Annotated in this window: 25 protein-coding genes; 8 read left to right on the forward strand and 17 right to left on the reverse strand. The window is 70.5% G+C overall.

All coding sequences use genetic code 11. The features are described 5' to 3' along the window. Positions 1–41 precede the first annotated feature (41 nt). On the forward strand, positions 42–443 hold the full coding sequence (locus tag IF78_RS0125925) for a winged helix-turn-helix transcriptional regulator (RefSeq protein WP_031485150.1): 402 nt from the start codon (positions 42–44) through the stop codon (positions 441–443). On the opposite strand, the gene mutM is transcribed toward IF78_RS0125925, so the two are convergent. The 8 genes from mutM to IF78_RS0125965 form a co-directional block, all read right to left on the reverse strand. Then, positions 416–1,276, reverse strand: a complete 861-nt coding sequence (mutM, locus tag IF78_RS0125930) for a bifunctional DNA-formamidopyrimidine glycosylase/DNA-(apurinic or apyrimidinic site) lyase (RefSeq protein ID WP_031485153.1) — start codon at positions 1,274–1,276, stop codon at positions 416–418. The genes IF78_RS0125925 and mutM overlap by 28 nt on opposite strands. A 124-nt stretch (positions 1,277–1,400) precedes the next feature. Next, a complete protein-coding gene (gene rnc / locus IF78_RS0125935) occupies positions 1,401–2,195 on the reverse strand; it encodes a ribonuclease III (RefSeq protein WP_031498491.1) in 795 nt (264 codons plus the stop codon). Positions 2,196–2,214: 19 nt separating this feature from the next. Next, positions 2,215–2,388, reverse strand: coding sequence for a 50S ribosomal protein L32 (gene rpmF, locus IF78_RS0125940; RefSeq protein WP_003951102.1), 174 nt, complete (start codon positions 2,386–2,388; stop codon positions 2,215–2,217). Between the two features lie 2 nt (positions 2,389–2,390). Next, complete coding sequence (locus IF78_RS0125945) at positions 2,391–3,035, reverse strand: YceD family protein (RefSeq protein WP_031485158.1); 645 nt, start codon at positions 3,033–3,035, stop codon at positions 2,391–2,393. Positions 3,036–3,173: 138 nt separating this feature from the next. Beyond that, positions 3,174–4,316, reverse strand: a complete 1,143-nt coding sequence (locus IF78_RS0125950) for a F0F1 ATP synthase subunit B (RefSeq protein WP_031485159.1) — start codon at positions 4,314–4,316, stop codon at positions 3,174–3,176. Positions 4,317–4,374: 58 nt separating this feature from the next. Continuing rightward, complete coding sequence (gene coaD / locus IF78_RS0125955) at positions 4,375–4,854, reverse strand: pantetheine-phosphate adenylyltransferase (RefSeq protein WP_031485160.1); 480 nt, start codon at positions 4,852–4,854, stop codon at positions 4,375–4,377. A gap of 26 nt (positions 4,855–4,880) precedes the next feature. Next, a complete protein-coding gene (gene rsmD, locus IF78_RS0125960) occupies positions 4,881–5,468 on the reverse strand; it encodes a 16S rRNA (guanine(966)-N(2))-methyltransferase RsmD (protein ID WP_031485161.1) in 588 nt (195 codons plus the stop codon). A gap of 80 nt (positions 5,469–5,548) precedes the next feature. Beyond that, positions 5,549–8,695 (reverse strand): helicase-related protein, encoded by a 3,147-nt coding sequence (locus IF78_RS0125965; RefSeq protein WP_031485162.1) that lies wholly within the window; start codon positions 8,693–8,695, stop codon positions 5,549–5,551. Positions 8,696–8,887: 192 nt separating this feature from the next. Here IF78_RS0125965 and IF78_RS0125970 point away from each other — a divergent pair, with 192 nt between their 5' ends. Beyond that, entirely contained in the window at positions 8,888–10,723 is a 1,836-nt protein-coding gene (locus IF78_RS0125970) for an HSP90 family protein (protein ID WP_031485164.1), read from the forward strand. Continuing rightward, positions 10,723–13,665: a hypothetical protein gene (locus IF78_RS0125975; protein ID WP_031485166.1), complete on the forward strand. Its 2,943-nt coding sequence runs from the start codon at positions 10,723–10,725 to the stop codon at positions 13,663–13,665. The genes IF78_RS0125970 and IF78_RS0125975 overlap by 1 nt, the downstream gene beginning before the upstream one ends. 129 nt (positions 13,666–13,794) lie before the next feature. Here the strand turns inward: IF78_RS0125975 and IF78_RS0125980 are convergent, their stop codons facing one another. Beyond that, positions 13,795–15,450, reverse strand: coding sequence for a DAK2 domain-containing protein (locus IF78_RS0125980; RefSeq protein WP_031485168.1), 1,656 nt, complete (start codon positions 15,448–15,450; stop codon positions 13,795–13,797). Between the two features lie 257 nt (positions 15,451–15,707). On the opposite strand from IF78_RS0125980, the gene rpmB reads away from it, so the two are divergent. Next, positions 15,708–15,893 (forward strand): 50S ribosomal protein L28, encoded by a 186-nt coding sequence (rpmB, locus tag IF78_RS0125985; RefSeq protein WP_003993230.1) that lies wholly within the window; start codon positions 15,708–15,710, stop codon positions 15,891–15,893. 112 nt (positions 15,894–16,005) lie between these two features. Here rpmB and thiD read toward each other — a convergent pair whose 3' ends face one another. Both thiD and IF78_RS0125995 read right to left on the reverse strand, forming a co-directional pair. After that, a complete protein-coding gene (thiD, locus tag IF78_RS0125990; RefSeq protein ID WP_031485170.1) occupies positions 16,006–16,797 on the reverse strand; it encodes a bifunctional hydroxymethylpyrimidine kinase/phosphomethylpyrimidine kinase in 792 nt (263 codons plus the stop codon). Beyond that, positions 16,794–17,762: a thiamine-phosphate kinase gene (locus tag IF78_RS0125995; protein ID WP_031485172.1), complete on the reverse strand. Its 969-nt coding sequence runs from the start codon at positions 17,760–17,762 to the stop codon at positions 16,794–16,796. Before IF78_RS0125995 ends, thiD begins: the two co-directional genes overlap by 4 nt. Positions 17,763–17,968: 206 nt before the next feature. Between IF78_RS0125995 and IF78_RS0126000 the strand changes: the two genes are divergently transcribed. Then, positions 17,969–18,202 carry an Lrp/AsnC family transcriptional regulator gene (locus IF78_RS0126000; RefSeq protein WP_003997603.1) on the forward strand — a complete coding sequence of 78 codons (234 nt, stop codon included), beginning with the start codon at positions 17,969–17,971 and terminating at the stop codon, positions 18,200–18,202. 20 nt (positions 18,203–18,222) lie between these two features. After that, a complete protein-coding gene (locus IF78_RS0126005) occupies positions 18,223–18,732 on the forward strand; it encodes a DUF3515 domain-containing protein (protein WP_031485175.1) in 510 nt (169 codons plus the stop codon). Positions 18,733–18,754: 22 nt separating this feature from the next. Here IF78_RS0126005 and IF78_RS0126010 read toward each other — a convergent pair whose 3' ends face one another. Genes IF78_RS0126010 through IF78_RS0126020 form a run of 3 tightly spaced genes read right to left on the reverse strand, consistent with a single transcriptional unit; the run spans position 18,755 to position 21,767 of the window. Then, a complete protein-coding gene (locus IF78_RS0126010; protein WP_031485177.1) occupies positions 18,755–19,912 on the reverse strand; it encodes a D-alanine--D-alanine ligase family protein in 1,158 nt (385 codons plus the stop codon). A 59-nt stretch (positions 19,913–19,971) separates the two neighbouring features. Beyond that, positions 19,972–20,982, reverse strand: coding sequence for an NAD(P)H-dependent glycerol-3-phosphate dehydrogenase (locus IF78_RS0126015; RefSeq protein WP_031485179.1), 1,011 nt, complete (start codon positions 20,980–20,982; stop codon positions 19,972–19,974). Continuing rightward, a complete protein-coding gene (locus tag IF78_RS0126020) occupies positions 20,979–21,767 on the reverse strand; it encodes a lysophospholipid acyltransferase family protein (RefSeq protein WP_031485181.1) in 789 nt (262 codons plus the stop codon). Before IF78_RS0126020 ends, IF78_RS0126015 begins: the two co-directional genes overlap by 4 nt. A gap of 169 nt (positions 21,768–21,936) precedes the next feature. Here IF78_RS0126020 and cofC point away from each other — a divergent pair, with 169 nt between their 5' ends. Together cofC and IF78_RS0126030 are read left to right on the forward strand one after the other, a co-directional pair. After that, entirely contained in the window at positions 21,937–22,650 is a 714-nt protein-coding gene (cofC, locus tag IF78_RS0126025) for a 2-phospho-L-lactate guanylyltransferase (protein ID WP_051828169.1), read from the forward strand. A gap of 9 nt (positions 22,651–22,659) precedes the next feature. Further along, complete coding sequence (locus tag IF78_RS0126030) at positions 22,660–22,863, forward strand: hypothetical protein (RefSeq protein WP_031485185.1); 204 nt, start codon at positions 22,660–22,662, stop codon at positions 22,861–22,863. A 79-nt stretch (positions 22,864–22,942) separates the two neighbouring features. On the opposite strand, the gene IF78_RS0126035 is transcribed toward IF78_RS0126030, so the two are convergent. The 3 genes from IF78_RS0126035 to leuD all read right to left on the reverse strand — a co-directional run bounded on the left by IF78_RS0126035 (position 22,943) and on the right by leuD (position 24,816). After that, complete coding sequence (locus tag IF78_RS0126035) at positions 22,943–23,587, reverse strand: HU family DNA-binding protein (protein ID WP_031485187.1); 645 nt, start codon at positions 23,585–23,587, stop codon at positions 22,943–22,945. A 139-nt stretch (positions 23,588–23,726) separates the two neighbouring features. Beyond that, complete coding sequence (locus tag IF78_RS0126040) at positions 23,727–23,957, reverse strand: SCO5555 family protein (protein ID WP_003997611.1); 231 nt, start codon at positions 23,955–23,957, stop codon at positions 23,727–23,729. Between the two features lie 265 nt (positions 23,958–24,222). Then, positions 24,223–24,816: a 3-isopropylmalate dehydratase small subunit gene (gene leuD, locus IF78_RS0126045; RefSeq protein WP_031485190.1), complete on the reverse strand. Its 594-nt coding sequence runs from the start codon at positions 24,814–24,816 to the stop codon at positions 24,223–24,225.

A 24,816-nucleotide genomic window follows, 5' to 3' on the forward strand; every position in this document is an offset into this window, starting at 1 on the left:
GCCCTCTGCAAGTCAGCGCTGCCTGCGAGTACGCTTTCGATATGGACACCACGCAGGAGCGCGCGGACGCGCAGGACTTCCCCTACGACGTGTTCGCCAAGGCCTGCCCCTCGCGCGGCACGCTGGAACACGTCACGGGTCGCTGGGGCGGGCTCACGCTCAGCGCCCTGTACGAGGGCTCGCTGCGTTTCAACGAGCTGCGCCGCCGGGTCGACGGCGTCAGCGAGAAGATGCTGTCCCAGACGCTGCACGCCCTGGAGCGGGACGGCCTGGTGCACCGCGAGGCCCAGCCGACCAACCCACCACGGGTCGACTACGAGCTGACACCGCTGGGGCACGGAGTCGCCGAGCGACTGATGGGCCTCATCCACTTCGTGGAGGGCCGGATGGACGACGTGCTCGCGGCGCGTCGGCGTTACGACGAGACCCGCGGCGCCCGCTGACACTTCGGGCAGAAGTAGCTGGACCGGTTCATCCAGGGCCGCCTGCGCATCGGCGTACCGCACCGCTTGCAGGGCAGCCCTTCACGGCCGTACGCGTCGAGGGACCGGTCGAAATAGCCCGACTCGCCGTTGACGTTGACGTACAGGCTGTCGAAGCTGGTGCCGCCCACGGCGAGGGCGGCGTTCATGACGTCCCTTACGTGGCCGAGGAGTTCGAGGCTGCGCGGGCGGGTGAAGGTCGCGGTCGGGCGGTCGTAGTGGAGGCGGGTGCGCCAAAGGGCCTCGTCCGCATAGATGTTGCCGACGCCGCTGATCAACGACTGGTCGAGCAGGGCCCGTTTGATGGTCGTGCGCTTGCGGCGCAGGGCCTGGTGGAAGGCCTCGTCGTCGAAGAGCGGGTCAAGGGGGTCGCGGGCGATGTGCGCGATGACGTCGGGCAGGCCGTCCGGGGTGTTGTCGTGCAACGACAGGCCGCCGAAGGTGCGTTGGTCGACGAAGCGCAGCTCGGTGTCAAGGGCGTCCGCGAACCGCACGCGGATCCTGAGGTGCTTCTCGTCGGGCGCGGTGTGCGGCTGGACCAGCAGCTGGCCGCTCATGCCGAGGTGAGCCAGGATCGACTGGTCCGTGTCCTCCAGGGGCAGCCACAGGTACTTGCCGCGACGGCTGGGGACACCGACGCGGTGGCCCTTGAGACGGTGCGCGAAGTCGTCCGCGCCGCCCAGGTGACGGCGCACGGCACGCGGGTGCAGCACCTCGGCGTCGGCGACCGTGCGGTGGGCGACCCACCGCTCCAGGCCACGCCGTACGACCTCGACCTCGGGCAATTCGGGCATGGGATCCCCCGTCGACCTGCGTGGGCCGCCCGTAGGGCTTTCGCACCCTGGGGTGGCCTGTCCGCTCAATGGGCCGAGCGCCCGCCCCGCGGCGGGGTACGGGCGCTCGGGTCGCGCTGTTCGGTCAGGCGGAGGCCGACGACGCGTCGGCGTCGGGCTCGGCGGCATCCACTGCCGCCTTCGCCTTCTTGGCTCGCTCGTCCGCGGCGGCCCGGATGGACCGCCACGCGGATTCCGCGGCCTGCTGCTCCGCCTCCTTCTTGCTGCGGCCGGTGCCGGTGCCGTACGAGACGCCTCCGACGCGGGCGGCAGCAGTGAAGGTCTTCTCGTGGTCGGGGCCGGTCTCCGTGACCAGGTACTCGGGGACGCCGAGGCCTTCGGTCGCGGTGAGCTCCTGGAGACTGGTCTTCCAGTCCAGGCCGACTCCGAGGTTCGAGGACTTCTCGATCAGGGGGTCGAACAGGCGGTGCACCAGCTCCGCCGCCGATTCCAGGCCCTGGTCGAGATAGACCGCGCCGATCACCGCTTCCAGGGTGTCGGCGAAGATGGACGCCTTGTCCCGGCCGCCCGTGCCCTCTTCACCGCGGCCGAGCCGGATGAAGGAGCCAAGGTCAAGGCCGCGACCGACCTCCGCCAGCGCACGCGAGTTGACCACCGCGGCCCGCAGCTTGGCCAGCTGGCCTTCGGGCAGGTCGGGGTGGGTGCGGTACAGCGTGTCCGTGACCACGAGGCCGAGCACGGAGTCCCCGAGGAACTCCAGGCGCTCGTTGGTCGGCAGACCGCCGTTCTCGTATGCGTAGGAGCGGTGGGTCAGCGCACGCACCAGAAGGGCGGACTCGAGCTTGTACCCGAGCCGCCCTTCCAACAGCGTGTGGGACGAGGCTGTGTTGTCCGCAGCGTTCTTCTTAGGCGTGGACACAGTGCCTCTCACCAGCCGCTCAGACCTCGAGGACCTGGCGCTTGTTGTAGGTGCCGCAAGACGGGCACGCGATGTGCTGCTGCTTGGGCTCGTGGCAGCGCTCGCACGCAACCAGGGTGGGGACCGCAGCCTTCCACTGCGACCGGCGGTGGCGCGTGTTGCTGCGCGACATCTTCCGCTTCGGAACAGCCACGGCTACTTCTCCTGCTTCTCGTCGACGCCCGCTTCGGCGCCGCTCTTCTCGTCCTTATCGCCGGGTTCGAGTGAATCGGCGAGTCCCTGCAGTGCCGCCCAACGGATGTCGACGGCGTCGTGGTGGTGGTCCGGGTCGTCCGCGAGGCGTGCGCCGCACTCGGCGCACAGTCCTGGGCAGTCTTCCTGGCACACCGGCTGCATCGGCAGTGCGAGCACCACCGCATCGCGCAGCACGGGTTCGAGGTCGAACAGGCCGTCCTCGAGAAAGAGCCTGTCCTCGTCGTCCTCGGCGTCGTCGCCGGGTTCCGCACCGTGGTGGTGACGGCCCCGATCGTCGGCGTCAGGGTACGAGAACATCTCCTGGAAGTCCGCTTCCACGTCGAGCTGAAGCGGCTCCAGACACCTTACGCACTCCCCCTCGGCCTGTGCACGGGCGGTGCCTGTGACGAGCACCCCTTCCATGACCGACTCGAGCCGGAGTTCGAGCTCCACCGGGGCGCCTTCCGGCACTCCGACGACTCCCTGGATACCGAGATCCTTGGGAGCGTCGACCTCGCGGGTCAGGCGCTGCAGCGCACCGGGCCGCCGACCCAGCTCGTGTGTGTCGAACACGAGAGGGTTGCGGTGGTCGAGGCGGGCTGTCACGCCATTCCTGCTTTCGATCTGCTGAGCTCAGAGGGTCACTGCCCTTCGGTGTCCCCGGGCAGCGTTGATCGCGGACGTACGCGCGACCGAAGAGCCAGGATACTGGACCTTTCGCTCACGGCCCAATCCGGTGGTGGGCTACTGGCCGCGCCCCTGCTCGTAGGCCCGCAGCTGCTCCGGAGTGATCATGCTGGTGTCGAAGAGGCTGGTCTCGTCGAGGGCGTACGACTGGTGCGTCTGCTGGGGCTGCTGGGCCTGCTGGGCCTGCTGGGCCTGCTGGGCCTGCTGGGACTGCTGGGCCTGCTGGGCCTGCTGGGCCTGCTGGGCCTGCTGCGGGTCGTACGCCTGCTGACCGTCGTAGCCCTGGTAGGAGGCGTAGGGATCGGCCTGCTGGTAGCCGTACGGGTCCTGCTGCTGGCCGTAGGCCTGCTGCGGGTAGCCGCCGTAGGTGTCCGTCTGCTGGTAGCCGTACGCCGGCTGTACGGGCTGCGGGTCGTACTGGGGCTGTGCCGGTACGGCTGCCGCCGCCGGCTCGACCGGGGCCGCCGCCGGGGTGTCCCGCTCCGCGAGGGCCGCGAGGTCGGCGAGGTAGTCGGCGTCGCTGGAGTGCTGGACGGTGCTGGTGTCGTCGGCGAGGGCGCCGAGGTCGTCGGTGGCGATACGGCCGTGCAGCTTCTGCCGGCCGCGGCCGACCGCCTCCAGGGTCTTGGCCAGGACCGCCTCGAAGGCCCCGAGCTTGGCGTCGACGTACTGGTCGGCGTTGTGGCGCAGGGTCTCCGGGTCGTGGCTGCGCTCGGGGGCGTCCTCGTCCTCGTAGCCGTTCTCGTCGGTGCCGGGGCCGGTACCGAGGAGCTTCTCGCGGCCGCGGCCGACGGAGCCGAGGGTCTTGGTGAGGACGACCTCGAAGTTGGCGAGCTTGGAGTCGACGTAGTCGTCGGCCTCGGCACGGATGTCCTCGGCCTCCTTGCGGGCCTCGGCGAGGATGCGCTCACCCTCGGCCTGGGAGCGGCGGGCGACCTCGGTGTCGGAGATCAGGGAGCCACGCTCGGCGTGCGCGCCCTGGATGATCCGCTCGGCCTCCTGGCGGGCCTGCTCGACCATCTGCTCGCGGCCGCCGATCAGCTCCTGGGCCTGGGCGAGGGAGCCGGGCAGGGCCTCGCGGAGCTCGTCGAGCATCGAGAGCAGTTCGGCGCGGTTGACCACGCACGAGGCCGACATGGGCATCGACCGGGCGCCGGAGATCGCGGCCACGATCTCGTCGAGCTTCTTCTGCACGTCCACCTGTGCTCGCCATTCTCTACAGCTGTGTTTTAAGACGGACGGGACGACTGTAGCCCCATCAGTCCTTGCGCAGGCGCTTGTTCAGGGCCTCCAGCACCACGGGGGGCACCAGGTGGGAGACGTCGCCGCCCCAGGTCGCCACTTCCTTGACCAGGGAGGAGGACATGAAGCTGTAGGTGGGGTTGGTCGGCACGAAGAGCGTCTCGACGCCCGACAGGCCATTGTTCATCTGGGCCATCTGCAGCTCGTAGTCGAAGTCGCTGACCGCGCGCAGGCCCTTGACGATGGCCGGGATGTCGCGCTGCTTGCAGAAGTCGACGAGGAGGCCGTGGAAGGCCTCGACCCGGACGTTGCCGTACTCGGCCGTGACCTGGCGGATCAGGTCGAGACGCTCGTCGACCTCGAACAGGCTTTTCTTGGACTTATTGATCATGACCGCGACGTAGACCTCGTCGTACAGCCTGGAGGCGCGGGAAATGATGTCGAGGTGTCCATTGTGGATCGGGTCGAACGACCCAGGACAGACGGCGCGGCGCACTTGTGATCCCTCGCTCTCCGGTCCGGTCATCGTGCGTCTTCGCACGTAGAGGCGGCGCGACCGTACCAAAACGTTCCCTCGCCGTAGCGACGGGCCCGGAGCGCTTCGAAGCCGTCCGGCCACCTGAATTCGCCGCCTCTGGTGCTGCGCTCAACGGTGACGAGCGCCTCCGGCGCTAGCCAGCCCCCTGAGCGGAGTGTGAGCAGAATCTCGCGAAGATCGTGATCTGAGACTCTGTACGGCGGGTCGAGGAAGACGATGTCGTACGGCTCGGTCGGTGGCGGTGTCTGGATGATCTGTTCGGCTTTGCCCGCCTTCACTTCGGCGCCGGGGAGGCCGAGGGCCTTGACGTTCTCGCGGACGACGCGGGCGGCTCGGGCGTCGGCCTCGACGAGAAGGGTGTGGCCGGCGCCGCGGGACAGTGCCTCCAGGCCGACGGCACCCGAGCCGGCGTACAGGTCGAGGACCCGCTCCCCTTCCAAGGGGCCCCCGAGGAGGGACTGCCAGGTGGAGAAGAGACCTTCGCGTGCTCGGTCGGAGGTGGGGCGGGTGCCGGTTCCTGGCGGGACTGCCAGGCGACGTCCGCCGGCTGCGCCGGCGATCACGCGGGTCATCTTGGGTCCTTGGTTGTGGGCGGCTCTAGGTTCAGTGTGGCTGGTCGCGCAGTTCCCCGCGCCCCTTGGGGAAGTCTCCCTCACCCCTTTTCCAAGTACTGCTCCCTCTCCTCGTCCAAAAGGGCGTCCAGGGCCGTCCGTAGGCCGGGAAGTCCCGTCAACTCCGGGTCCGCCGCCACCAGCGCCGCCGCCTCGTCCCGCGCCTCGGCGATGATCTCCTCGTCCTCGATGACCGCCAGGACTCTCAGACTGGACCGCGCGCCCGACTGGGCCTGCCCCAGGACGTCGCCCTCGCGGCGCTGCTCCAGGTCGATGCGGGAGAGTTCGAAGCCGTCGAGGGTGGAGGCGACCGCGTTGAGGCGCTGGCGGGCCGCGCTGGCCTCCGGCATTTCGGTGACCAGGAGGCAGAGGCCGGGCGCCGAGCCACGGCCGACGCGGCCGCGCAGCTGGTGGAGCTGGGAGACGCCGAAGCGGTCGGCGTCCATGATCACCATCGCCGTGGCGTTGGGGACGTTCACGCCGACCTCGATGACCGTCGTGGCGACCAGGACGTCCGTCTCGCCCGCGGCGAAGCGGCGCATGACGGCGTCCTTGTCGTCCGGGTGCATACGGCCGTGCAGCACCTCGACCTTGAGTCCCTGGAGCGGCCCCTTGGCCAGTTGGTCCGCCACGTCGAGGACCGCGAGCGGCGGACGCTTCTCGGCTTCGTCCTCCGGGGACTTCTTCTTGCCGGCCTTCTTCGGGTCGTCCTCCTCGTCCCCGATGCGGGGGCAGACGACATACGCCTGATGGCCGTTGCCGACCTCCTCACGCACCCGCTCCCAGGCTCGGGCCAGGAAGTGGGGCTTGTCGGCGGCCGGGACGACGTGGGAGGCGATGGGTGAGCGGCCGGCCGGGAGCTGGTCCAGGACCGAGGTCTCCAGGTCGCCGAAGACGGTCATGGCGACCGTGCGGGGGATGGGTGTGGCCGTCATGACGAGGAGGTGGGGTGGCTGTTTGCCCTTGCCTCGCAGGGCGTCGCGTTGCTCGACGCCGAAGCGGTGCTGTTCGTCGACCACGACCAGGCCGAGGTCGTGGAACTGCACCTTGTCCTCGATCAACGCGTGCGTGCCGATCACGATGCCGGCCTCGCCCGTGACCAGGTCGAGCAGGGCCTGGCGGCGGGCGGCGGCTCCCATGGAGCCCGTCAGCAACGCGACCTTCGTGGCCTGCTCGGCCCCGCCCAGCATGCCGCCCTCGGCCAGCTCGCCCATCATCTCGACGATGGAGCGGTGATGCTGCTGGGCCAGCACTTCGGTGGGCGCGAGCATGGCGGCCTGACCGCCCGCGTCGACGACGGCGAGCATCGCGCGCAGCGCCACCATCGTGTTGTGGGTCACCGTGAAGTGATCCGTGACATAGGCGTGGCTGGGGTGGCCGACGCTGATGCATTGGACCGGCTTCCGCCCCACGTACTCCACAGCACGGATGCCGCGGCGGAAGGTGTTGTACTTCGGGCGTGTGCGCACACGTTCGGCTTTGCGGGTGAGCCGGAAGGGGGCGTAGCCATCCGGCAACGCCACCGACACGTTGAAAGCGGCCTTCTTCGGCAGAACACGCGCCCGGCCGCCCAAAGAGCGCACAAGCCAGGCCACGTCGTCCGCCAACGTCGGCGAGGCCGAGCACAGGGAAATACTCATACCGTTTTGATCAACTGTGCCCTCGGTGTCCATGAGCCCCTGCAGGAGAGCAAGGCGGTTCTTGATCGACGTGTTCTTGAATTCGGCGGGAATGAACTTGTCCTGTGACGTCAGTCCCCAAAGGCCCAGATCACGCAGAGTCTGGATGACCGGATTACGGGGAGCCACCGAGGTCTCCAAGACATCGCGGATCTCCTCGTCGATGGTGGAGAACCGCAGGTTGTGCCGGAACGAGCCGTCACCCAACAGGAGCCCGAACAGGTAGGGATCCAAGGGAAGCCCGGAGTCGTCGCCGAGGTCCACGGGCGTTGCCGCCGGGACGTACCACTTCGACGATCCGTTGGCCTTGAACAGGTCGTGCCGGATTTCGCGGGTGGTCAGCACTTTGGGGGGCTGACCACGATCCCAGCCGCAACTCGTGCCGACGATCCAAAGGTGTTCGTCATCGCATTCCACCGAACTTCCGTCGGAGAGCACGATGCGCCACACATCTCGCTCGCCTTGTGGAAAGACCCCGTCGATCAGAGCGATCTCTCCTGCGGGCACGACGACTTCATCACCCACCCCCAGATCGCCCATCCGCCGGAAACCGCGGGGCGTGAGCACGAGCGAGTCCAGCGGCTGAGCCTTCCCCGAACCCACCTCTCCCTGCAGCAGCCGGTGCATCGGGTGCTCGGTGGCCAGGTCGTCGAAGATCTCCTTCGAGACCTTCTGCTGGCCCTCGGTGAGGGTGAAGGGCAGGCGGTCGTCGAAGGCCGTGAGGAGGCCGTCGGGGCTGGGTTTGCGGGCGACCGCCGGGAGTTGGGCGTCGGCGTGGCGGCGGCGGGCGAGAGCCACCTGGAGGACGAAGGCCTCGTCCCACTTCAGGCGGGAGCGGGCGTCCTCGATGTCGGCCTTGGTGTGCGGGCGGTGGATCTTCAGGAGCGCCTCGGGGAGGGAGACCATGCCCCGGCCCTCCCGAAGGGTGTCGGGGAGCGGGTCGACGGCCTCCTGGGCGCTGGGCAGGACCGTCTGGATGGCCTTGCCGATCTTCCAGGACTCCAGTTTGGCGGTGGCGGGGTAGATGGGGATGAGGGCGCCGGCCCAGGTCTCGACCGTTTCCTCCGAGTCGCCGCGCAGCAACTCGTACGCCGGATGCGCCAGTTGCAGGCGGCGGTTGAAGACGGAGACCTTGCCCGCGAACATCGCGCGTGTGCCCGGCAGGAGCTCCTTGTGGGGCTTGTGAACGCCGTTGCCGAAGAAGACCAGTTGGAGGCGGCCGCTGCCGTCGGTGATCGTGACTTCGAGGCGCTGGCCCCTGCCTCGGGGGGCCTTGCTGGAGGCGAACGTGTGCAGGCGGGCGTCGGCGACCTGGGCGACCACCGTGACGTGCTCGTCCATGGGGAGGTCGGCGAGGTGGGTGAGCTGGCCGCGCTCCTCGTATCTGCGCGGGTAGTGGTGCAGCAGGTCGCCGACGGTGTGCAGGCCGAGGTGCTCGGCCATCACCTTCGCGGTGGGAGGGCCGAGCACCTTCTTCAGTGGTTCTTCCAGTGCGGGCACGAGATCCATTCCACACCACGCCACTGACAATGCCGTAGAGGTCGCGGCGACCGTCAAGGTAAACGTCCCGGAAACCCCTGGTCAGGCGGCTCGCTCCGGCTCTAGGATGGCGCGCTCCGGCCATCCTTCTTCGCGGTCACCGCCTCACCGGGGCCGCCCGACCCCGCGCCGTCGCCAAGTCCCCCCAACGGCGCTGCGACGATGGACTCCCAGACCTCACAGTCATCCCAGGCACCTCAGCCGCCCCAGCCACCTCATACGTTCCAGGTCGACCTGCGCGGTCTGGTGGACCTGCTCTCCCACCATCTCTACTCCAGTCCCAAGGTCTATCTGCGCGAGCTGCTGCAGAACGCGGTCGACGCCATCACCGCCAGACGCGCCGAGGAGCCGGACGCGCCGGCCAAGGTGCGGCTGTACGCCGACGGCGGCGCCCTGCGGGTCGAGGACTCCGGGGTCGGGCTCACCGAGGCGGATGTGCACAACCTCCTCGCGACGATCGGCCGCAGCTCCAAGCGTGCCGAGGGGCTGCAGGAGGCCCGGTCCGACTTCCTGGGGCAGTTCGGCATCGGACTGCTGGCCTGTTTCGTGGTCGCCGAGCGGATCCGGGTGGTCAGCCGCAGCGCCCGTACGCCGGACGCGCCGCCCGTGGAGTGGACGGCCACGGACGACGGTTCGTACACCGTGCGGACGCTGCCGGACGACGCCCGCGCCGAACCGGGCACCACCGTGCACCTGGTGGCGCGCGCCGGGGCCGCCGAGTGGCTGGCCGAGGACCGGGTGCTGGCGCTGGCGCGGGACTTCGGCTCGCTGCTGCCGTACGACGTCCGGGTCGGCGACGAGGCGGTCACCGACCTGCCCGCGCCCTGGGACCGGCCGTACCCCTCCCCCGCCAACCGGCGGGTCGCGCTGGCCCGGCACTGTCACGACCTGTTCGGCTTCACGCCGCTGGACTCCATCGAGCTGAGCGTGCCGCTCGCGGGGATTCGTGGCGTGGCGTACGTCCTTCCGTCGGCGGTCAGCCCGGCCCAGCGGGCCGGTCATCGCGTCCACCTGAAGGGCATGCTGCTGACCGAGCGGGCCGAACAGCTGCTGCCGGAGTGGGCGTTCTTCGTGCGGTGCGTGCTCGACACGGACAGCCTGCGGCCCACGGCCTCGCGCGAGTCGCTGTACGAGGACGAGACGCTGGCGGCCGTACGGGAGGCGCTGGGCGAAAGGATTCGGTCCTGGCTGACGGGCCTGGCGGCCGGTGATCCGGAGCGGCTGGCGGCCTTCCTGTCCGTGCACCACCTGGGCGTGAAGTCCCTCGCGCGGCACGACAAGGAGATGCTGCGCACGATGCTGCCGTGGCTGCCCTTCGAGACGACCGACGGGCGGCTGTCCCTGGAGGAGTTCGCGCAGCGCCACCCGGTCGTGCACTTCACGCGGACCGTGGAGGAGTACCGCCAGGTCGCGCCCATCGCGTCCGCACAGGGCGTCGGGGTGATCAACGGCGGCTACACGTACGACAGCGAGCTGGTCGAGTCGCTGCCGTCGGTACGGCCGGGAACGGTCGTCGCCGAGCTGGACGCGGACACCGTGACCGCCCATCTGGACGCGGTCGACCCGGCCGAGGAACTGGCCCTGTCGGGCTTCCTGGCGGCCGCGCGGGCCAAGCTCGACCCCCTGGGCTGTGACGTCGTGCTGCGCGCCTTCCATCCGCTGTCCGTGCCCGCGCTGCACCTCGACGACCGGGCGGCCCGGCACGAGCAGGCCCGCGCGGAGGCCGAGGAGCAGGCCGACGACCTCTGGGCCGGCATCCTCGGCTCGCTGCGCGGCAGCGCCCCACGCGCGCGTCTCGTGCTGAACAACCTCAACCCGCTGATCCGGCGGATCAGTTCCCTGGGCGACCCGGAACTGATCGGCACCGCCACCGAGTCCCTCTACGGGCAGGCCCTGCTGATGGCGCAGCGCCCGCTCAGGCCCGCCGACTCGGCGCTGCTGAACCGGGCCTTCATCGGTCTGCTGGAGTGGGCCACGAACGGCGAGGGAGGCCGCTGATGAGTGGGATCACCGACTTCGACTCGCTGCGCCGGGCCATGGCCGACAACGCCGAGGAGCCGGAGGGCCCGGCCCGCAACGCGCGCGCGGAGCAGCTGCTCGCCGAGGCCGAGAAGCTGAACATCCCGCTCGCCGTGATCGAGGCGCTCGGACACCAGCTGAAGGTCTACAACTACAGCTCCGAGAAGGACAAGATGTTCGTCCCCTTCGCGCGTCTGCTGCGCATGTGGGACGAGCGCCCGGAGGACTTCGACGAGTACGAGACCCACTCCCTGCACTGGGTCTTCAAGTGGATGTCGTCCGGCATGCTCGACCAGCCGCACATCCCGCTCGCCTCGATCGAGAAGTGGCTCGGCGAGATGGAACACCGCTACCGGCTCGCCGGGCACTCCGAACGGGCCGTGCGCAGCGCCGAGTTCAGCGTGGCCGCGCATGTCGGGGACGTGGCACGGGCCGAGCGGGCGTACGGCGCCTGGCTGGCCGCCGACCGGGACAGCATGGCCGACTGTCACGCGTGCGAGCTGCACGGGCAGGGCTGGTGGCAGGTGGAGCGGGGCCGGGACGCCGAGGCGCTGCGGCTGTGGGGGCCGGTCCTGGAGGGCGAGTTCACCTGCGCCCACGAGCCGCACACGGTCCTCGCGTCCTCCCTGGTGCCGCTGCTGCGCCTCGGCCGCGTGGACGAGGCCCGCGCCAACCATCTGCGGGGCTTCAGGCTCGTACGGGCCATGGAGAGCATGCGTGGCGCATACGCCGACCACGTGGAGTTCTGCGCGCTGACCGGGAACGAGGCGCGCGGCCTCGAGCTGCTCGCGCAGCGGCCGGCCTACTTCACGGACGACGGGCATCCACGCAGCAAGCTGGACTTCATGAGCGTGGTGGCCCTGCTCATGGACCGCCTGACCGCGCTGGGGCTGGGCGACCGGCAGGTGTCCGGTCCGGCGGGCCGTGCCTGGACCGCCCGCGAACTCGCCGCCCACGCGCGCGAGGAGGCTCTCGCGCTCGCCGCGCGCTTCGACGAGCGCAACGGCACGGGGCACATCAGCGAGCGGGCACGCGCGCGTATGGACCAGCGGCCACTGGTGGAGCGGCTGCCGTTGGGGGTGCGTACGGCGGCGCGGGCGGCTTCGGTGTCCGTGCCCGTGCCGGTCACCGAGGTGCCGCAGGACACCGAGCCCGACCTGCCCGAACTGATCGCCGAGGCACGGCGGCTGTCGGACACCCTGCAGCCGAACGCCATCGAGGCCTGGGCGGCCGTCTCGCGGGCCGCCGAGGGCGTCGAGCTGGACGCCCTCGACCGCGCGGAGATCGCCGATCACCGGGCGATGGACCTGGGCCCCGAGGGCATCGGCCTCTTCGAGGAGGCGGCCGAGCTGTACGCGGAGGCGGGCGACCCCGGCGAGGCCTTGGCGGCACGCGCGCGTGGGGCGTACGTACGCGCTCTCACGGGCGACGTGACGCGGGCCCTCACGTCGATCGCCGGCCTGTACGACCAGGTGCTCGCGCTGTACGCCGAGGACGGCACGGGCGTACGTCAGACGGCGGCCGTCCTGATGAGCCGGGCACGGATCCTGATGCGGCGGGTGCACGCGGCGGAGGACGCGGCGCCGCAGGCCGTCGTGACCGACGCCGAGACCGCCGCCCGTGAGGTGCTCGCGCTCGTCGACGGTCAAGCCGGGGACGACGTACGGCTCGCCTCCCGGGCCGCCGAGGCGCAGGCGATGCTCGCGGAGCTGGCGGCGCTCACCGGGGACGTGGAGGGGGCCGCGGAGCTGTTCGCGCGGGCCTCGGAGGCGTTCGTGGGCGCCGGGCTGCCGTGGTTCGCGGTGGAGTACGAGGCGCGGCTGGCCGGGCTCGCGCACCATCTCGGCGACACGGCGGAGGCGGAGCGGGCGCTGCGGGCGGCCCTGGAGCACGGCGGGCCGCATCTGGAGGCCCCGGGGCGGGCACAGCTGCACCTCCAGCTGGCCGAGGTGCTCGGTGGCCGGGGGCTCTCCGAGGAGGCCGCTGAGCACGCCCTGGAGGCGGCGCACTGGGCCGACGAGGCCGGTGAGAGCCGCACGCTGGGCGCCTGGGCGCGGCAGCAGCTCGGCGGGTTCCTGCTGCGGCAGGAGCGGTTCGCCGAGGCCGCCGAGGTGCTGGAGTCGGTGCTGCCCGACCTGAGCGCCGAGACGCACGGCGACGGGGCGGTCGTCCAGACCCAGTGGTGGCTCGGCGACTGCCTGAGCGAGCTCGGCGAACACCACGGCGCGGCCGAACGCCGGTTGCAGGCCGCCGAGATCGCCCGGCACTGGCCCGAGCAGCACGACCACGCCACGCTGGCCCACCTCGCCGCCGAGTCGCTCGGCCACGCGGGGCTGCTCGCCGAGGCGGACCAGGCCTACGCGCGCGCGGGTGCGCTGTGGCGCGAGCTCGGCAACGTGCACGGCCTCGTCCGCTCGCTGCGCGCACGAGCGTGGCTGGCGCTGCGCGTGGAGGACGTGGAGGGCAGAGCCGACACGGCCTCCGAGCTGATGGCGAGCGCGGTCGAGGAGTGCGCGGCGGCGCTGGACGCGGCCGGGGACGAGGAGGCACGCGCGCGGCTCACCGCCGAACTCGGCCACACCCACCGGCAGTTCGGCGACCTCCTCGCCCGGTCCGCCGCGGAGGACGCCGAGGACGAGTCGATCCAGGCCTCGCTGGAGGAGGCCCTGTCCCAGGTGACACGGGCCGCCGCGGTGTTCGCCGCCCTCGGCGACGACGCCCTGCACAGCCGCACGGGCGCCGAACTCGCCGCGGGCTGGCTGGAGGCCGATCTGAGCCGCCCGGCCGAGGCGGCGGCACGCGCGCGTGCGGTGCTGGCGCAGTACGACGGCGCCGAGGAGGGCGACGAGGCGGCGCGGGAGCGACGCGCGGAGGCGGAGCAGATGCTTCAGGTGGTGCGGGAGCAGAGCGGCACGGACTAGGCCCTGTCGTTTGGATCATCCCGGCGTCGGCCGAGAGGAACCGATCCTCGCAGCCGAGCTGATCCAAACGACAGGACCTAGGGCCCGCTCAGGCTGGTCCAGCGCCGCTCGCCCCCGTCAGGATTCCGCTCACTCCACGCCGATGAGCAGCAACGCCCCTTGCCGACCGCCCCGGTACACCACCGTGTCGACGGCGAGGTACGACTCACGCACGCGTGCCTCGAGGTGCTCGGCGATCGTCTCCGGCGCGTCGTCGCCGAGGACCAGCGTGACGAGTTCGCCGCCGGCCGCGAGCATGCGGTCGAGCACGGCCTCGGCGGTGGCCGTGACGTCCGAGCCGATCACGGCCACGTCGCCGTCGACAAGGCCCAGGACGTCGCCGGCCTGGCAGATGCCGGCCATGGTCCAGGACTGGCGCTCGGCGACGGCGACCTCGGCGTAGCGGGTCGCGCCGGCCGCCGAGGTCATCGACACGACGTCCTCGTCGAAGCGGCGCTCCGGCTCGTGCACGGCGAGCGCCGCGATGCCCTGGACGGCCGAGCGGGTCGGGATCAGCGCCACGCGGATGCCCTCCGCGCGGGCCTGCTCGGCCGCCGCGGCGGCGGTGTGGCGCAGCTCGGCGTCGTTGGGCAGCAGCACGACCTCGCGCGCGTGGGCACGCCGTACGGCCTGCACCAGCTCCCCGCTCGCGGGCGGCTCCCCGGGGCGTGCGAGGACGGTGGTCGCGCCGGCCTCGGTGTAGAGCCCGGCCAGTCCCTCACCCGGCACGACGGCGACGACGGCCCGCTGGACCCGTTCCCGGGGCGAGCGCTCGCCCGTGGTGTGCGCGTCACCGGCGCCGAAGTGGGTGATCCGGATCCGGTACGGCCGCCCGGCCTCGACGCCGGCCTCCACGGCGGCCCCCGCGTCGTCGACGTGCACATGCACATTCCACAGCCCGTCGCCGCCGACGATCACGAGCGAGTCCCCGAGCCCGTCGAGCCGCTCCCGCAGCCGTGCCACGGCGGCGTCCTCGGCCTCGAGAAGGTAGATCACCTCGAAGGCGGGGCCGCCCGCGTCCAGGGCCTCGGCGCACTCCTCGGCCCCGGTCCCCACGCGGGTCTCCACGCGCGCGTGCGCCCCGGAGACCGCCGGGACCGCCTCCCCCGTGAAGGTCTCCACCAGCGCGCCCAGCACCGCCACCAGCCCTCGCCCACCGGCGTCGACCACTCCCGCGCGCTCCAGCACGGCCAGCTGCCCGGGTGTCGCCGCCAGTGCCGCACGCGCCCCCTCGTAGGCCGCCCGCGCGACCGCCCCGCAGTCGTCGCCCGTGGCCCCGCCGGCCGCGTCGGCGGCGGCCGAGGCGACGGTGAGCACCGTGCCCTCGACGGGGTGGGCCACGGCCTGGCGGGCGGCGTCGGCCGCCTGTCGCAGGGCGAGGCGCAGACCGCAGCCGTCGGTATGAGCCGTCTCACCGTCGGCGAGCACCTGGGCCATGCCCCGCAGCAGCTGGGCGAGGATGGTCCCGGAGTTCCCCCGGGCGCCTATCAGTGCCCCGTGCGCCATCGCGCGGGCGGCATCCGCCAGGGTGGGCTTCCCCACGTCGTATGCGGTGAACACGGCCTCCACGGCCGCGACCGCCGACTCCACGGTCAGATAGAGGTTCGTCCCGGTGTCCCCGTCGGCCACGGGGTAGACGTTGATCGCGTCGATCTCCTCACGCGCGCGACCGAGTGACTCCAACGCGAGGCCGCACCAGGTGCGCACCGCGAGAGCATCGAAGAATGTCTGCGGCACCTGCGCCACCTGCGCCTCCTTGAGCTGCCGGCCGTGGCACGCAGCGTAGACCCAGGGCCGGGGTGTGCCGGAAGTGGGCCGGGAGCGGGCTCCTGAGCAGCCATGGTAGTTTCGTTGTACTGGCGCAGTCGTTGTATGCTGCTCCGGTTGCCCGATGCAGATCGGGCCGTTCCCCTGGCAACGCCACTCAGATCTCTGATCCTGCGATCTCGATCCCGGCCTGCCGGGATTAACCGTAAGTGCATCTGAAGTCTTTGGAGTGACCCGTGGCTGCCAACTGCGACGTCTGCGGCAAGGGGCCGGGCTTCGGCAACAACATCTCGCACTCGCACCGCCGTACTTCCCGCCGCTGGAACCCGAACATCCAGCGTGTGCGTACGGTGGTCGGCGGGACGCCGAAGCGCGTTAACGCCTGCACCTCGTGCATCAAGGCCGGCAAGGTCTCGCGCTGACGCCCACAGCTTAGCGCGCGGCCACTGCTGGTTCGCCCCATTGAGCCGGTTCACCTTCGGGTGGACCGGCTCTTTGCTGTGCCCAGCCGCCGCTCAGCCACCGTCCGGGAGGCTACGCGCCGCCGCGGAACCGCCACCCATGATCCACCGGCCCGATCCCCCCGCCAAGCGCGAACCCGCCCTTGATCGCCCCGGTGACGTACTCCTTGGCCGCCGCCACCGCCTCCGGCACGGGCAGCCCCTTCGCCAGCCCCGAGGCGATCGCGGAGGCGAGCGTGCACCCCGTCCCGTGCGTGTGCCGGTTGTCGTACCGGGGTGCCCGCAGCCAGTGCTCCTGCGTGCCGTCCGTCAGCAGGTCCACGGCGTCCCCGGACAGATGACCGCCCTTGATCAGCACCCACCGCGGCCCGTACGCCAGAACGGCCGCCGCGGCCTCCCTCAGCTGGCCCTCGGATTCGACGAACACGCCCGTCAGTTGCGCCACCTCGTCGAGATTCGGCGTCGCCACGGTCGCGACCGGCAGCAGTTTCGTACGCACCGAGTCGAGCGCGGAGGCGGCCAGCAGCGAGTCCCCGTGCTTGGAGACACCCACCGGATCCACCACGGCGGGCGCGTTCGTCCCGCCGATCAAATCGGCCACCGTCTCGACGAGTTCGGCCGACGCCAGCATGCCCGTCTTGATCGCCTGAACGCCGATGTCGTCGACGACGCTGCGGAACTGCGCCCGCACGGCCTCCACCGGGAGCTCCCAAGCCCCCTGCACGCCGAGTGAGTTCTGGGCCGTTACCGCCGTGATCACACTCATGCCGTGCACACCGAGCGCGAGCATCGTCTTGAGGTCGGCCTGAATGCCGGCGCCCCCGCCGGAGTCGGAGCCGGCCACCGTGAGGACATTGGGGATCATGATTCGATGCCCCCGCCGAAGTGGTCCCAGCCGCCCTTCTTGGTCCACGGCGCCCCGTCCACCGTGACCTGGGGCAGCGCCGAGGGGTTGAGGACCTCGCCGATGACCTTCCAGCGGGCCGGCAGCTTCACGTCCGGCGGGAAGGTCGCCACGATCGCGTGGTCCTCTCCCCCGGTCAGCACCCACTGCATGGGGTCGACGCCGACGGCCTGCCCGATGTCGTTCATCTGGGTCGGGATGTCGATCGCGCCGGAACGGATGTCGATTCGGACCTTGCTGGCCTCGGCGATGTGCCCGAGGTCGGCGATCAGCCCGTCGCTCACGTCGCACATCGCGGTCGCGCCGAGCCCGGCAGCCGCCGGACCCGCGTGATACGGCGGTTCGGGACGCCGGTGCGCCTCCACGAAGGCGCGCGGCGAGCGGAAACCCCGGGCGAGCACGGCGTATCCGGCGGCGGACCAGCCCAGCCAGCCGGTCACCGCGACGAGGTCGCCGGGCTGCGCGCCGGCCCGCGTCACGGGCTCCTGGTTGCGCAGATCGCCGAGCGCGGTGATCGACACCATGATCGTGTCGCCGCGTACGACGTCCCCGCCGACCACCGAGGCGCCCGCCACCTGGCACTCGTCGCGCAGGCCGTCCATCAGCTCGCTCGGCCAGGTCACCGGGAGTTCGGCCGGCACGACCAGGCCGAGCAGCAGCGCGGTCGGTACGGCGCCCATGGCGGCGATGTCCGCGAGGTTCTGCGCGGCGGCCTTGCGGCCCACGTCGTAGGCCGTGGACCAGTCGCGCCGGAAGTGCCGTCCCTCCAGCAGGATGTCGGTGCTGGCGACCACCCTGCGGTCGGGCGCGGCCACCACCGCGGCATCGTCGCCGGGACCGACCCGGACCGCCGGGGTGGTGGTGAGACGGGAGGTGAGCTCCCTGATGAGCCCGAACTCACCGAGCTCACCAACAGTGCCCTTCATTACCCTTACGCCCCTTCTGTCCCTGTCCGTACCCGGTCGCGCGTCACTACTGTCCTCGCTACGGTCGAGGTGTACGTCAACTTCTGTCGTGCTCGCACCCCGGCGCGCAAGCCCCGGTCCCCGCAGGTCTCCCCGCGACGAGCGGCGACGCGATACCGTGGCGTTCCTTTTCCCCACATGATCCTCGTGGCCGCCCTGGAGGTTCCGTGGTACAGGCGTACATCCTGATCCAGACGGAGGTCGGCAAGGCGTCGACCGTCGCCGAGACGATCAGCAAGATCCCTGGAGTCATCCAGGCCGAGGACGTGACAGGACCGTACGACGTCATCGTGCGCGCCCAGGCCGACACCGTCGACGACCTGGGTCGCATGGTGGTCGCGAAGGTCCAGCAAGTGGACGGCATCACCCGCACCCTGACCTGCCCGGTCGTACATCTGTAGCCCCCGTCTACCCTTGGCCGGTGAACGTTTTCCGTCACCGGCACACTTCTGTCCTCGGGCTGCCCGCGCTCGTCCTGCTGATCACCGCCGCGGGCTGCTCATCAGCAGACGACAGCGCGTCGGCGGCGGTTCCCAGCCCCGGCGCGACGGCCACGCGGCTGTGCCAGAACCTCGACAAGGTGCTGCCGGCCAAGGTGGACGGCGAGAGCCGTGAGGACCCCTCGCCCGCGTCCGCGCTGACCGCGGGGTGGGGGGACCCGGCGATCATACTGCGGTGCGGAGTCGTACGGCCGCCGAAGATGAGCGACCCGAAGGTGGCCGAGGGTAGGGATGCGGACGCGGTGGCCGGTGGTGTGGACGGCGTCCGCTGGCTGATGGAGGAGCAGGGCGACGGGGGTTACCGGTTCACCACCGCCCTGCGGCGGGCCTACGTCGAGGTCACCGTGCCGGAAGGCCGGGACACCTCGGGTGTGCTGATCGACCTGGCGTCGGCCATCAAGAAGGCGATCCCCGGAGGGATCGCCGACTGAGCCACGACGGAACCGACGGCTCCTACCTGAGCCCGGTGGACCGCCTCAGGGCGGCCTGGATCAACTGATCCACCAGGTCCGGGTAGCTGATCCCGCTCGCCTGCCACATCTGCGGGTACATCGAGATCGGCGTGAAACCGGGCATCGTGTTGATCTCGTTGATCACGAACTCCCCGTCCTCGGTGAGGAAGAAGTCCGCCCGTACCAGGCCCTCGCACGAGGCCGCCTCGAAGGCGTCCACGGCCAGGCGCTGCACCTCGGCCGTCTCCTGAGGCGTCAGTGGCGCCGGCACGATGCCGGGCGTCGAGTCGATGTACTTGGCCTCGAAGTCGTAGTAGGCGTGTGCGTCCGGCGGCGGGATCTCGGCCGGGACGGAGGCGCGCGGGCCGTCCTCGAACTCCAGCACCCCGCACTCGATCTCACGGCCGCGCAGCGCCGCCTCGACGAGGATCTTCGGGTCGTGCCGCTGGGCCTCGGCGATCGCCTCGTCCAGCCCCGACAGGTCCTCGACCTTGGTGATGCCGATCGACGAACCCGCGCGCGCGGGCTTCACGAAGAGCGGCCAGCCGTGGTCGCCGGCCAGGTCCACGATCTTCTTGCGGGCGGCGGACTCGTCCTGCTCCCACTCGCGCGGCCGGATCACCACGTACGGGCCCACCTTGAGCCCGAACGAGGTGAACACCCGCTTCATGTACTCCTTGTCCTGGCCGACGGCAGAGGCCAGCACGCCGGAACCCACGTACGGCACCCCGGAGAGCTCCAGCAGGCCCTGCAGGGTGCCGTCCTCGCCGTAGGGGCCGTGCAGCACCGGGAAGACGACGTCGATCTCGCCCAGCGCCTTGGGCACGGATCCGGGCTCGGTGTAGACGACTTCGCGGTTCGCCGGGTCGACGGGGAGCACCACGCCGCCCTCGGCGGAGTCGGTGAGGTCCTCGACTTCGGGCGTACGGCGATCGGTGATCGCCATACGCTCCGGTTCGTCCGCGGTGAGCACCCAGCGGCCTTCCCGTGTGATGCCGATCGGCAGGACGTCGTACTTGGTCCGGTCGATCGCGCGCAGTACGGCGCCGGCGGTGACCATGGAGATCCCGTGCTCGGAGCTGCGACCGCCGAACACGACGGCCACCCGCGGCTTGCGGGGCGGCTGGTCAGGGCTCTGGGGGAGGTTCTCGGTGCTCATATCGCGATGAGCGTACCCGCCCGTAGGGGCCGAGTCAGCGTTAGGAGGGTGCCGTTCGCTCAGCGTCGCTCCGGCTTCGCGCTGCGCGACATCAGCTCCTTGAGGGCGACCACCGGCGGCTTGCCCTCGTGCACGATGCCGACGACCGTCTCCGTGATCGGCATGTCGACACCGTGCCTGCGGGCCAGATCCAGCACGGACTCACAGGACTTGACGCCCTCGGCGGTCTGCTTGGTGACCGCAATGGTCTCCTGGAGGGTCATGCCCTTGCCGAGGTTGGTGCCGAAGGTGTGGTTGCGGGACAGCGGCGAGGAGCAGGTCGCCACCAGGTCGCCGAGGCCCGCGAGGCCGGAGAACGTCAGCGGGTCGGCACCCATCACGAGGCCCAGGCGGGTCGTCTCGGCGAGGCCGCGCGTGATGAGCGAGCCCTTGGCGTTGTCGCCGAGTCCCATGCCGTCCGCGATGCCGACGGCGAGGCCGATCACGTTCTTCACGGCACCGCCCAGTTCGCAACCCACCACGTCCGTATTGGTGTACGGGCGGAAGTACGGCGTGTGGCAGGCCGCCTGGAGTCGCTGGGCGACGGACTCGTCGGTGCAGGCGACCACGGCGGCGGCGGGCATGCGCGCGGCGATCTCGCGGGCGAGGTTGGGGCCGGTGACCACGGCGATGCGGTCCGAACCGACCTTGGCGACATCCTCGATGACCTCGCTCATCCGCATCGCGGAGCCGAGTTCGACGCCCTTCATCAGCGAGACGAGGACCGTGCCGGGCGCGAGCAGCGGCGTCCATTCGGCGAGGTTGCCGCGCAGTGTCTGCGAGGGGATCGCGAGGACGGTGAAGTCGGCGCCGTGCGCGGCCTCGGCGGCGTCAGGCGTCGCCCGCAGGTTCTCCGGGAGTTCGACTCCGGGGAGATAGTCGGGGTTCGTACGGCTGGAGTTGACCGCTTCCGCGAGTTCGGCGCGGCGGGCCCAGAGGGTCACCTCGCAGCCGGCGTCGGCGAGAACCATGCCGAAGGCGGTGCCCCACGATCCCGTGCCCATGACGGCCGCCTTGACGGGCTTGCTCACGTGCCCTGCCCCTCTTCCTGCTCGGCCTTCGCCTGCTGCACCCGCTGGGTCTGCGCGGCCGTCCTGCGCCGCTGCTCGATGCGCTCCTGGCGCGGGTCGTACGGCCTGTCGGGCGCCTTCTCGCCGCGGATCTCCTCCAGCTGGCGGGTGATGGCGGCCATGATGACCTCGGTCGCCTCCTTCAGCAGCTCCGGGGTCATCTCCTTGTCGTAGAACCGCGAGAGGTCCACGGGCGGGCCGGCGAGCACCCGGTGGGTCTTGCGCGGAAGGAGGTTGGCCTTCTTGGCGTAGGGCGGCAGGAGTTCGTTGGCCCCCCACTGCGCCACCGGGATCACCGGGCACTTGGTCTGCAGGGCGACGCGCGCGGCACCGGTCTTGCCGGTCATGGGCCACTGGTCCGGGTCCCGGGTGATGGTGCCCTCTGGATAGAAGGCGACGCACTCGCCGCGCTCGACCGCGTCGATCGCGGCACGAAAGGCGCTCAGCGCGTCCGTGGTCTCCCGGTAGACGGGGATCTGCCCGGTGCCGCGCATCGCGGCTCCGATGAATCCCTTCTTGAAAAGCCCGCTCTTCGCCAGGAATCGCGGAACCCTGCCGGTGTTGTACTGAAAGTGCCCGTACGTGAAGGGATCGATGTGCGAATTGTGGTTCACCGCGGTGATAAATCCGCCCTCGGCCGGAATGTGCTCCATTCCACGCCAGTCCCGCTTGATCAGAACGACCAGCGGCGGTTTGCAGAGCACCGCGGCGAAGCGGTACCAGAAGCCGATTCTGCGGCGGGGCACGCGCGCACCTTCCTCTAGGGATCAAGGACGTGGGGCCGGGGGGCCGCACAAGTGTCGCCCCAGGCCGCCGGTCTGTCGAGAACACCGTACGCCTCGCCGCTCCCACCGCCAGATGGCCCTGGTGACGGCTGAGTGACAATGGCCGCGACTAGAGAGGGACGGAACGCTGGTGCAGTGGACCTTGGTCGTACCCCTGAAGCCCTTGGCGCGGGCGAAGAGCAGGCTCGCGGACACCGCGGCGGACGGTCTGCGCCCGGGCCTGGCCCTCGCCTTCGCCCAGGACACCGTGGCCGCGGCGCTGGCCTGCCCGGCGGTGAAGGATGTGGCAGTCGTCACGAACGACGCCCTGGCGGGCCGCGAGCTGGGCGCACTTGGCGCGCACATCGTCCCGGACGAGCCGGGCGGCGGCCTGAACGCAGCACTGGCACACGCGGCGGCGGTCGTACGCGCGTCCCGACCCGATACCGCCGTGGCTGCCCTGAACGCCGATCTCCCGGCGCTGCGCCCCCTGGAACTGGCCCGCGTCCTGGACTCGGCTGCGGAATTCCCCCGCGCATTTCTCTCGGACGCGGCGGCAATAGGAACGACTCTGCTGGCCGCGACCCCCGGTAATGAATTGTTGCCCGCATTCGGCGAGCATTCCCGGGCCCGCCACCGCGCGTCGGGCGCGATGGAACTCCGCCTCGACGACGTGGACTCCATACGCCAGGACGTGGACACCGGCGAGGATCTCCGAGCCGCACTGGCCTTGGGGGTGGGCCCACGAACGGCGGCGGCCGCACGTCTGCTGATCAAGGAACGGCAGCCGCAACGCCCTGAAGGGCCGCTGGGAACAGCGCGATCAGCCCCCACGGTGCCGCACCCGAACCACAACCCGTCGTAGGCTGCAGCCATGCAGGCCACCGCATACACCTACGACGCCGAAACCCGCTCCGGCAGTGTGCTGCTGGACGACGGCACCCCGGTCCCCTTCGACGCCCCCGCGTTCGACGCGGGCGGACTGCGGCTGTTGCGCCCCGGTCAGCGGGTGCGCATCGAGACGGAGGGCAAGGGCGAGGCCCTGCGGATCACGCTGGTGACGTTGCAGACGCTCTGAACCGTCACAGAACCCCGAACACGCCGCGGGCCGGGCTCCAAACGGAGTCCGGCCCGGCGCGTGAGTGCCCTCGGCGGTCCTACCTGCTGCGCGCGGTCCTCTTGGCGGTGGCCTTCCGCGCCGTCGACTTCTTGGCCGGGGCCTTCTTGGCGGTCGCCTTCTTCGCCGGGGCCTTCTTGGCCGTCGCCTTCTTGGCGGTGGTCTTCTTCGCCGCGGTCGTCTTCTTGGCGGCGGCCGTCGTCTTCTTGGCCGGCGCCTTCTTCGCGGTCGTCTTCTTGGCGGCGGCCGTCGTCTTCTTGGCCGGCGCCTTCTTCGCGGTCGTCTTCTTCGCCGCGGCCGCCTTGGTGGTCTTCTTCGCGGCGGCCTTCTTGACCGTTGCCGCGGCGCCACCGGTCAGGCTGCCCTTGGGCGCCTTCTTGACGGCGACCTCGCCGCCCCGCGGGAGCTTCTTCGAGCCGCTCACCAGGTCCTTGAAGCCCTGACCCGCACGGAAGCGCGGAACGGAGGTCTTCTTGACCCGAACCCGCTCGCCCGTCTGAGGATTGCGGGCGTAACGAGCCGGACGGTCGACCTTCTCGAACGAACCGAAGCCGGTGACCGAGACCCGCTCACCACCGACGACTGCGCGGACGATCGCGTCCAGTACATGGTCGACAGCATCGGCGGCCTGCTGGCGGCCGCCCATCTTGTCGGCAATCGCTTCTACGAGCTGCGCCTTGTTCACGTCTTCCCCTTCGGAGACATCGCCAGAACGAAAGTGTTCAAGCTTTTTCGCACGTTAGGCAGATATATACCGCAAATCAAACACGAAACGGGCTAATCACCCTTGTGCCGCAACAGACTCGGCGATCTCGAAGGTGTTCTCAGCGTTCCTCTTCGGGGAATCGCCCCGCGTCGAGGTCCGCGATGAACCGCTCCAGACGCCTTGTCGCTTCGGCGACGTCGTGCTTGGCCGCGGCCGTAATGACCAGCAGCTTCCGGGTCAGCGCCATCCGTACGCCCTCCGGGACTTGCAGTGCGCGCACCCTGGCGTGCGCTTCCTTGAGTTGGTCCGCGACTGCCGCATAGAGCTCGAGTTGGCCGTCGTGTTCCATGCACAGATTGTGCCATCTGGGGCGAGTTGTCGCCTGCCAGGGGTGCAACTCCGGCCTCAAATGGCCTTCCGGGCACTTGCGGAAGCCGCGGTCATGGGATTCGCGTACCCCGGCAACACCCCTCGTAACGTGGGAAGTTGAACTCGTCGTCAAGCCGCGCAGGGCCGTTCGGGTGCAGACATGCCGGTACCCCCGATCGGGGCCGATCGGGGGTACCGAGGGGGTGTTGCGGTGTCCGAAAGTCGCCTTGCGCGGCGGCCTCGGATCAGGCCTGGAGCGTGCGCGGCTTGAACGACGGCCGCTTCGCCTCGTAGGCGGCGATGTCACCCTCGTTCTGCAGGGTGATCGAGATGTCGTCGAGGCCGTTCAGCAGCCGCCAGCGGGAGTTCTCGTCCAGCTCGAAGGAGGCGGTGATGCCTTCCGCACGAACCTCACGAGCCTCAAGGTCCACAGTGACCTCAGCAGTCGGGTCCTTTTCGGTGAGCTCCCACAGCGCGTCCACGATCTTCTGCTCCAGAACCACCGTGAGCAGGCCGTTCTTGAGCGAGTTGCCGCGGAAGATGTCCGCGAAGCGCGAGGAGATCACGGCCTTGAAGCCGTAGTTCTGCAGCGCCCACACGGCGTGCTCACGGGAGGAACCGGTGCCGAAGTCGGGACCGGCGACCAGCACCGTGGCGCCTTCGCGCTCGGGCCGGTTGAGCACGAACTCCGGGTCCTTGCGCCAGGCCTCGAACAGCCCGTCCTCGAAACCGTCCCGGGTCACCTTCTTGAGCCAGTGAGCAGGGATGATCTGGTCGGTGTCGACGTTGGAGCGGCGCAGCGGAACGGCCCGTCCGGTGTGCGTGGTGAATGCTTCCAT

The organism is Streptomyces bicolor, from assembly GCF_000719285.1.
Classification (GTDB): Bacteria; Actinomycetota; Actinomycetes; order Streptomycetales; family Streptomycetaceae; genus Streptomyces; species Streptomyces bicolor.

What these genes read in the sequence shown, in the direction of transcription:
- IF78_RS0125925 (WP_031485150.1), top strand. Translation starts at nt 42, where the DNA reads ATGGACACCACGCAGGAGCGCGCGGACGCGCAGGACTTCCCCTACGAC.
- mutM (WP_031485153.1), bottom strand. Translation starts at nt 1,276, where the DNA reads ATGCCCGAATTGCCCGAGGTCGAGGTCGTACGGCGTGGCCTGGAGCGG.
- rsmD (WP_031485161.1), bottom strand. Translation starts at nt 5,468, where the DNA reads ATGACCCGCGTGATCGCCGGCGCAGCCGGCGGACGTCGCCTGGCAGTC.
- IF78_RS0125965 (WP_031485162.1), bottom strand. Translation starts at nt 8,695, where the DNA reads ATGGATCTCGTGCCCGCACTGGAAGAACCACTGAAGAAGGTGCTCGGC.
- IF78_RS0125970 (WP_031485164.1), top strand. Translation starts at nt 8,888, where the DNA reads ATGGACTCCCAGACCTCACAGTCATCCCAGGCACCTCAGCCGCCCCAG.
- IF78_RS0125975 (WP_031485166.1), top strand. Translation starts at nt 10,723, where the DNA reads ATGAGTGGGATCACCGACTTCGACTCGCTGCGCCGGGCCATGGCCGAC.
- thiD (WP_031485170.1), bottom strand. Translation starts at nt 16,797, where the DNA reads ATGATCCCCAATGTCCTCACGGTGGCCGGCTCCGACTCCGGCGGGGGC.
- IF78_RS0125995 (WP_031485172.1), bottom strand. Translation starts at nt 17,762, where the DNA reads ATGAAGGGCACTGTTGGTGAGCTCGGTGAGTTCGGGCTCATCAGGGAG.
- IF78_RS0126010 (WP_031485177.1), bottom strand. Translation starts at nt 19,912, where the DNA reads ATGAGCACCGAGAACCTCCCCCAGAGCCCTGACCAGCCGCCCCGCAAG.
- IF78_RS0126030 (WP_031485185.1), top strand. Translation starts at nt 22,660, where the DNA reads ATGCAGGCCACCGCATACACCTACGACGCCGAAACCCGCTCCGGCAGT.
- IF78_RS0126040 (WP_003997611.1), bottom strand. Translation starts at nt 23,957, where the DNA reads ATGGAACACGACGGCCAACTCGAGCTCTATGCGGCAGTCGCGGACCAA.
- leuD (WP_031485190.1), bottom strand. Translation starts at nt 24,816, where the DNA reads ATGGAAGCATTCACCACGCACACCGGACGGGCCGTTCCGCTGCGCCGC.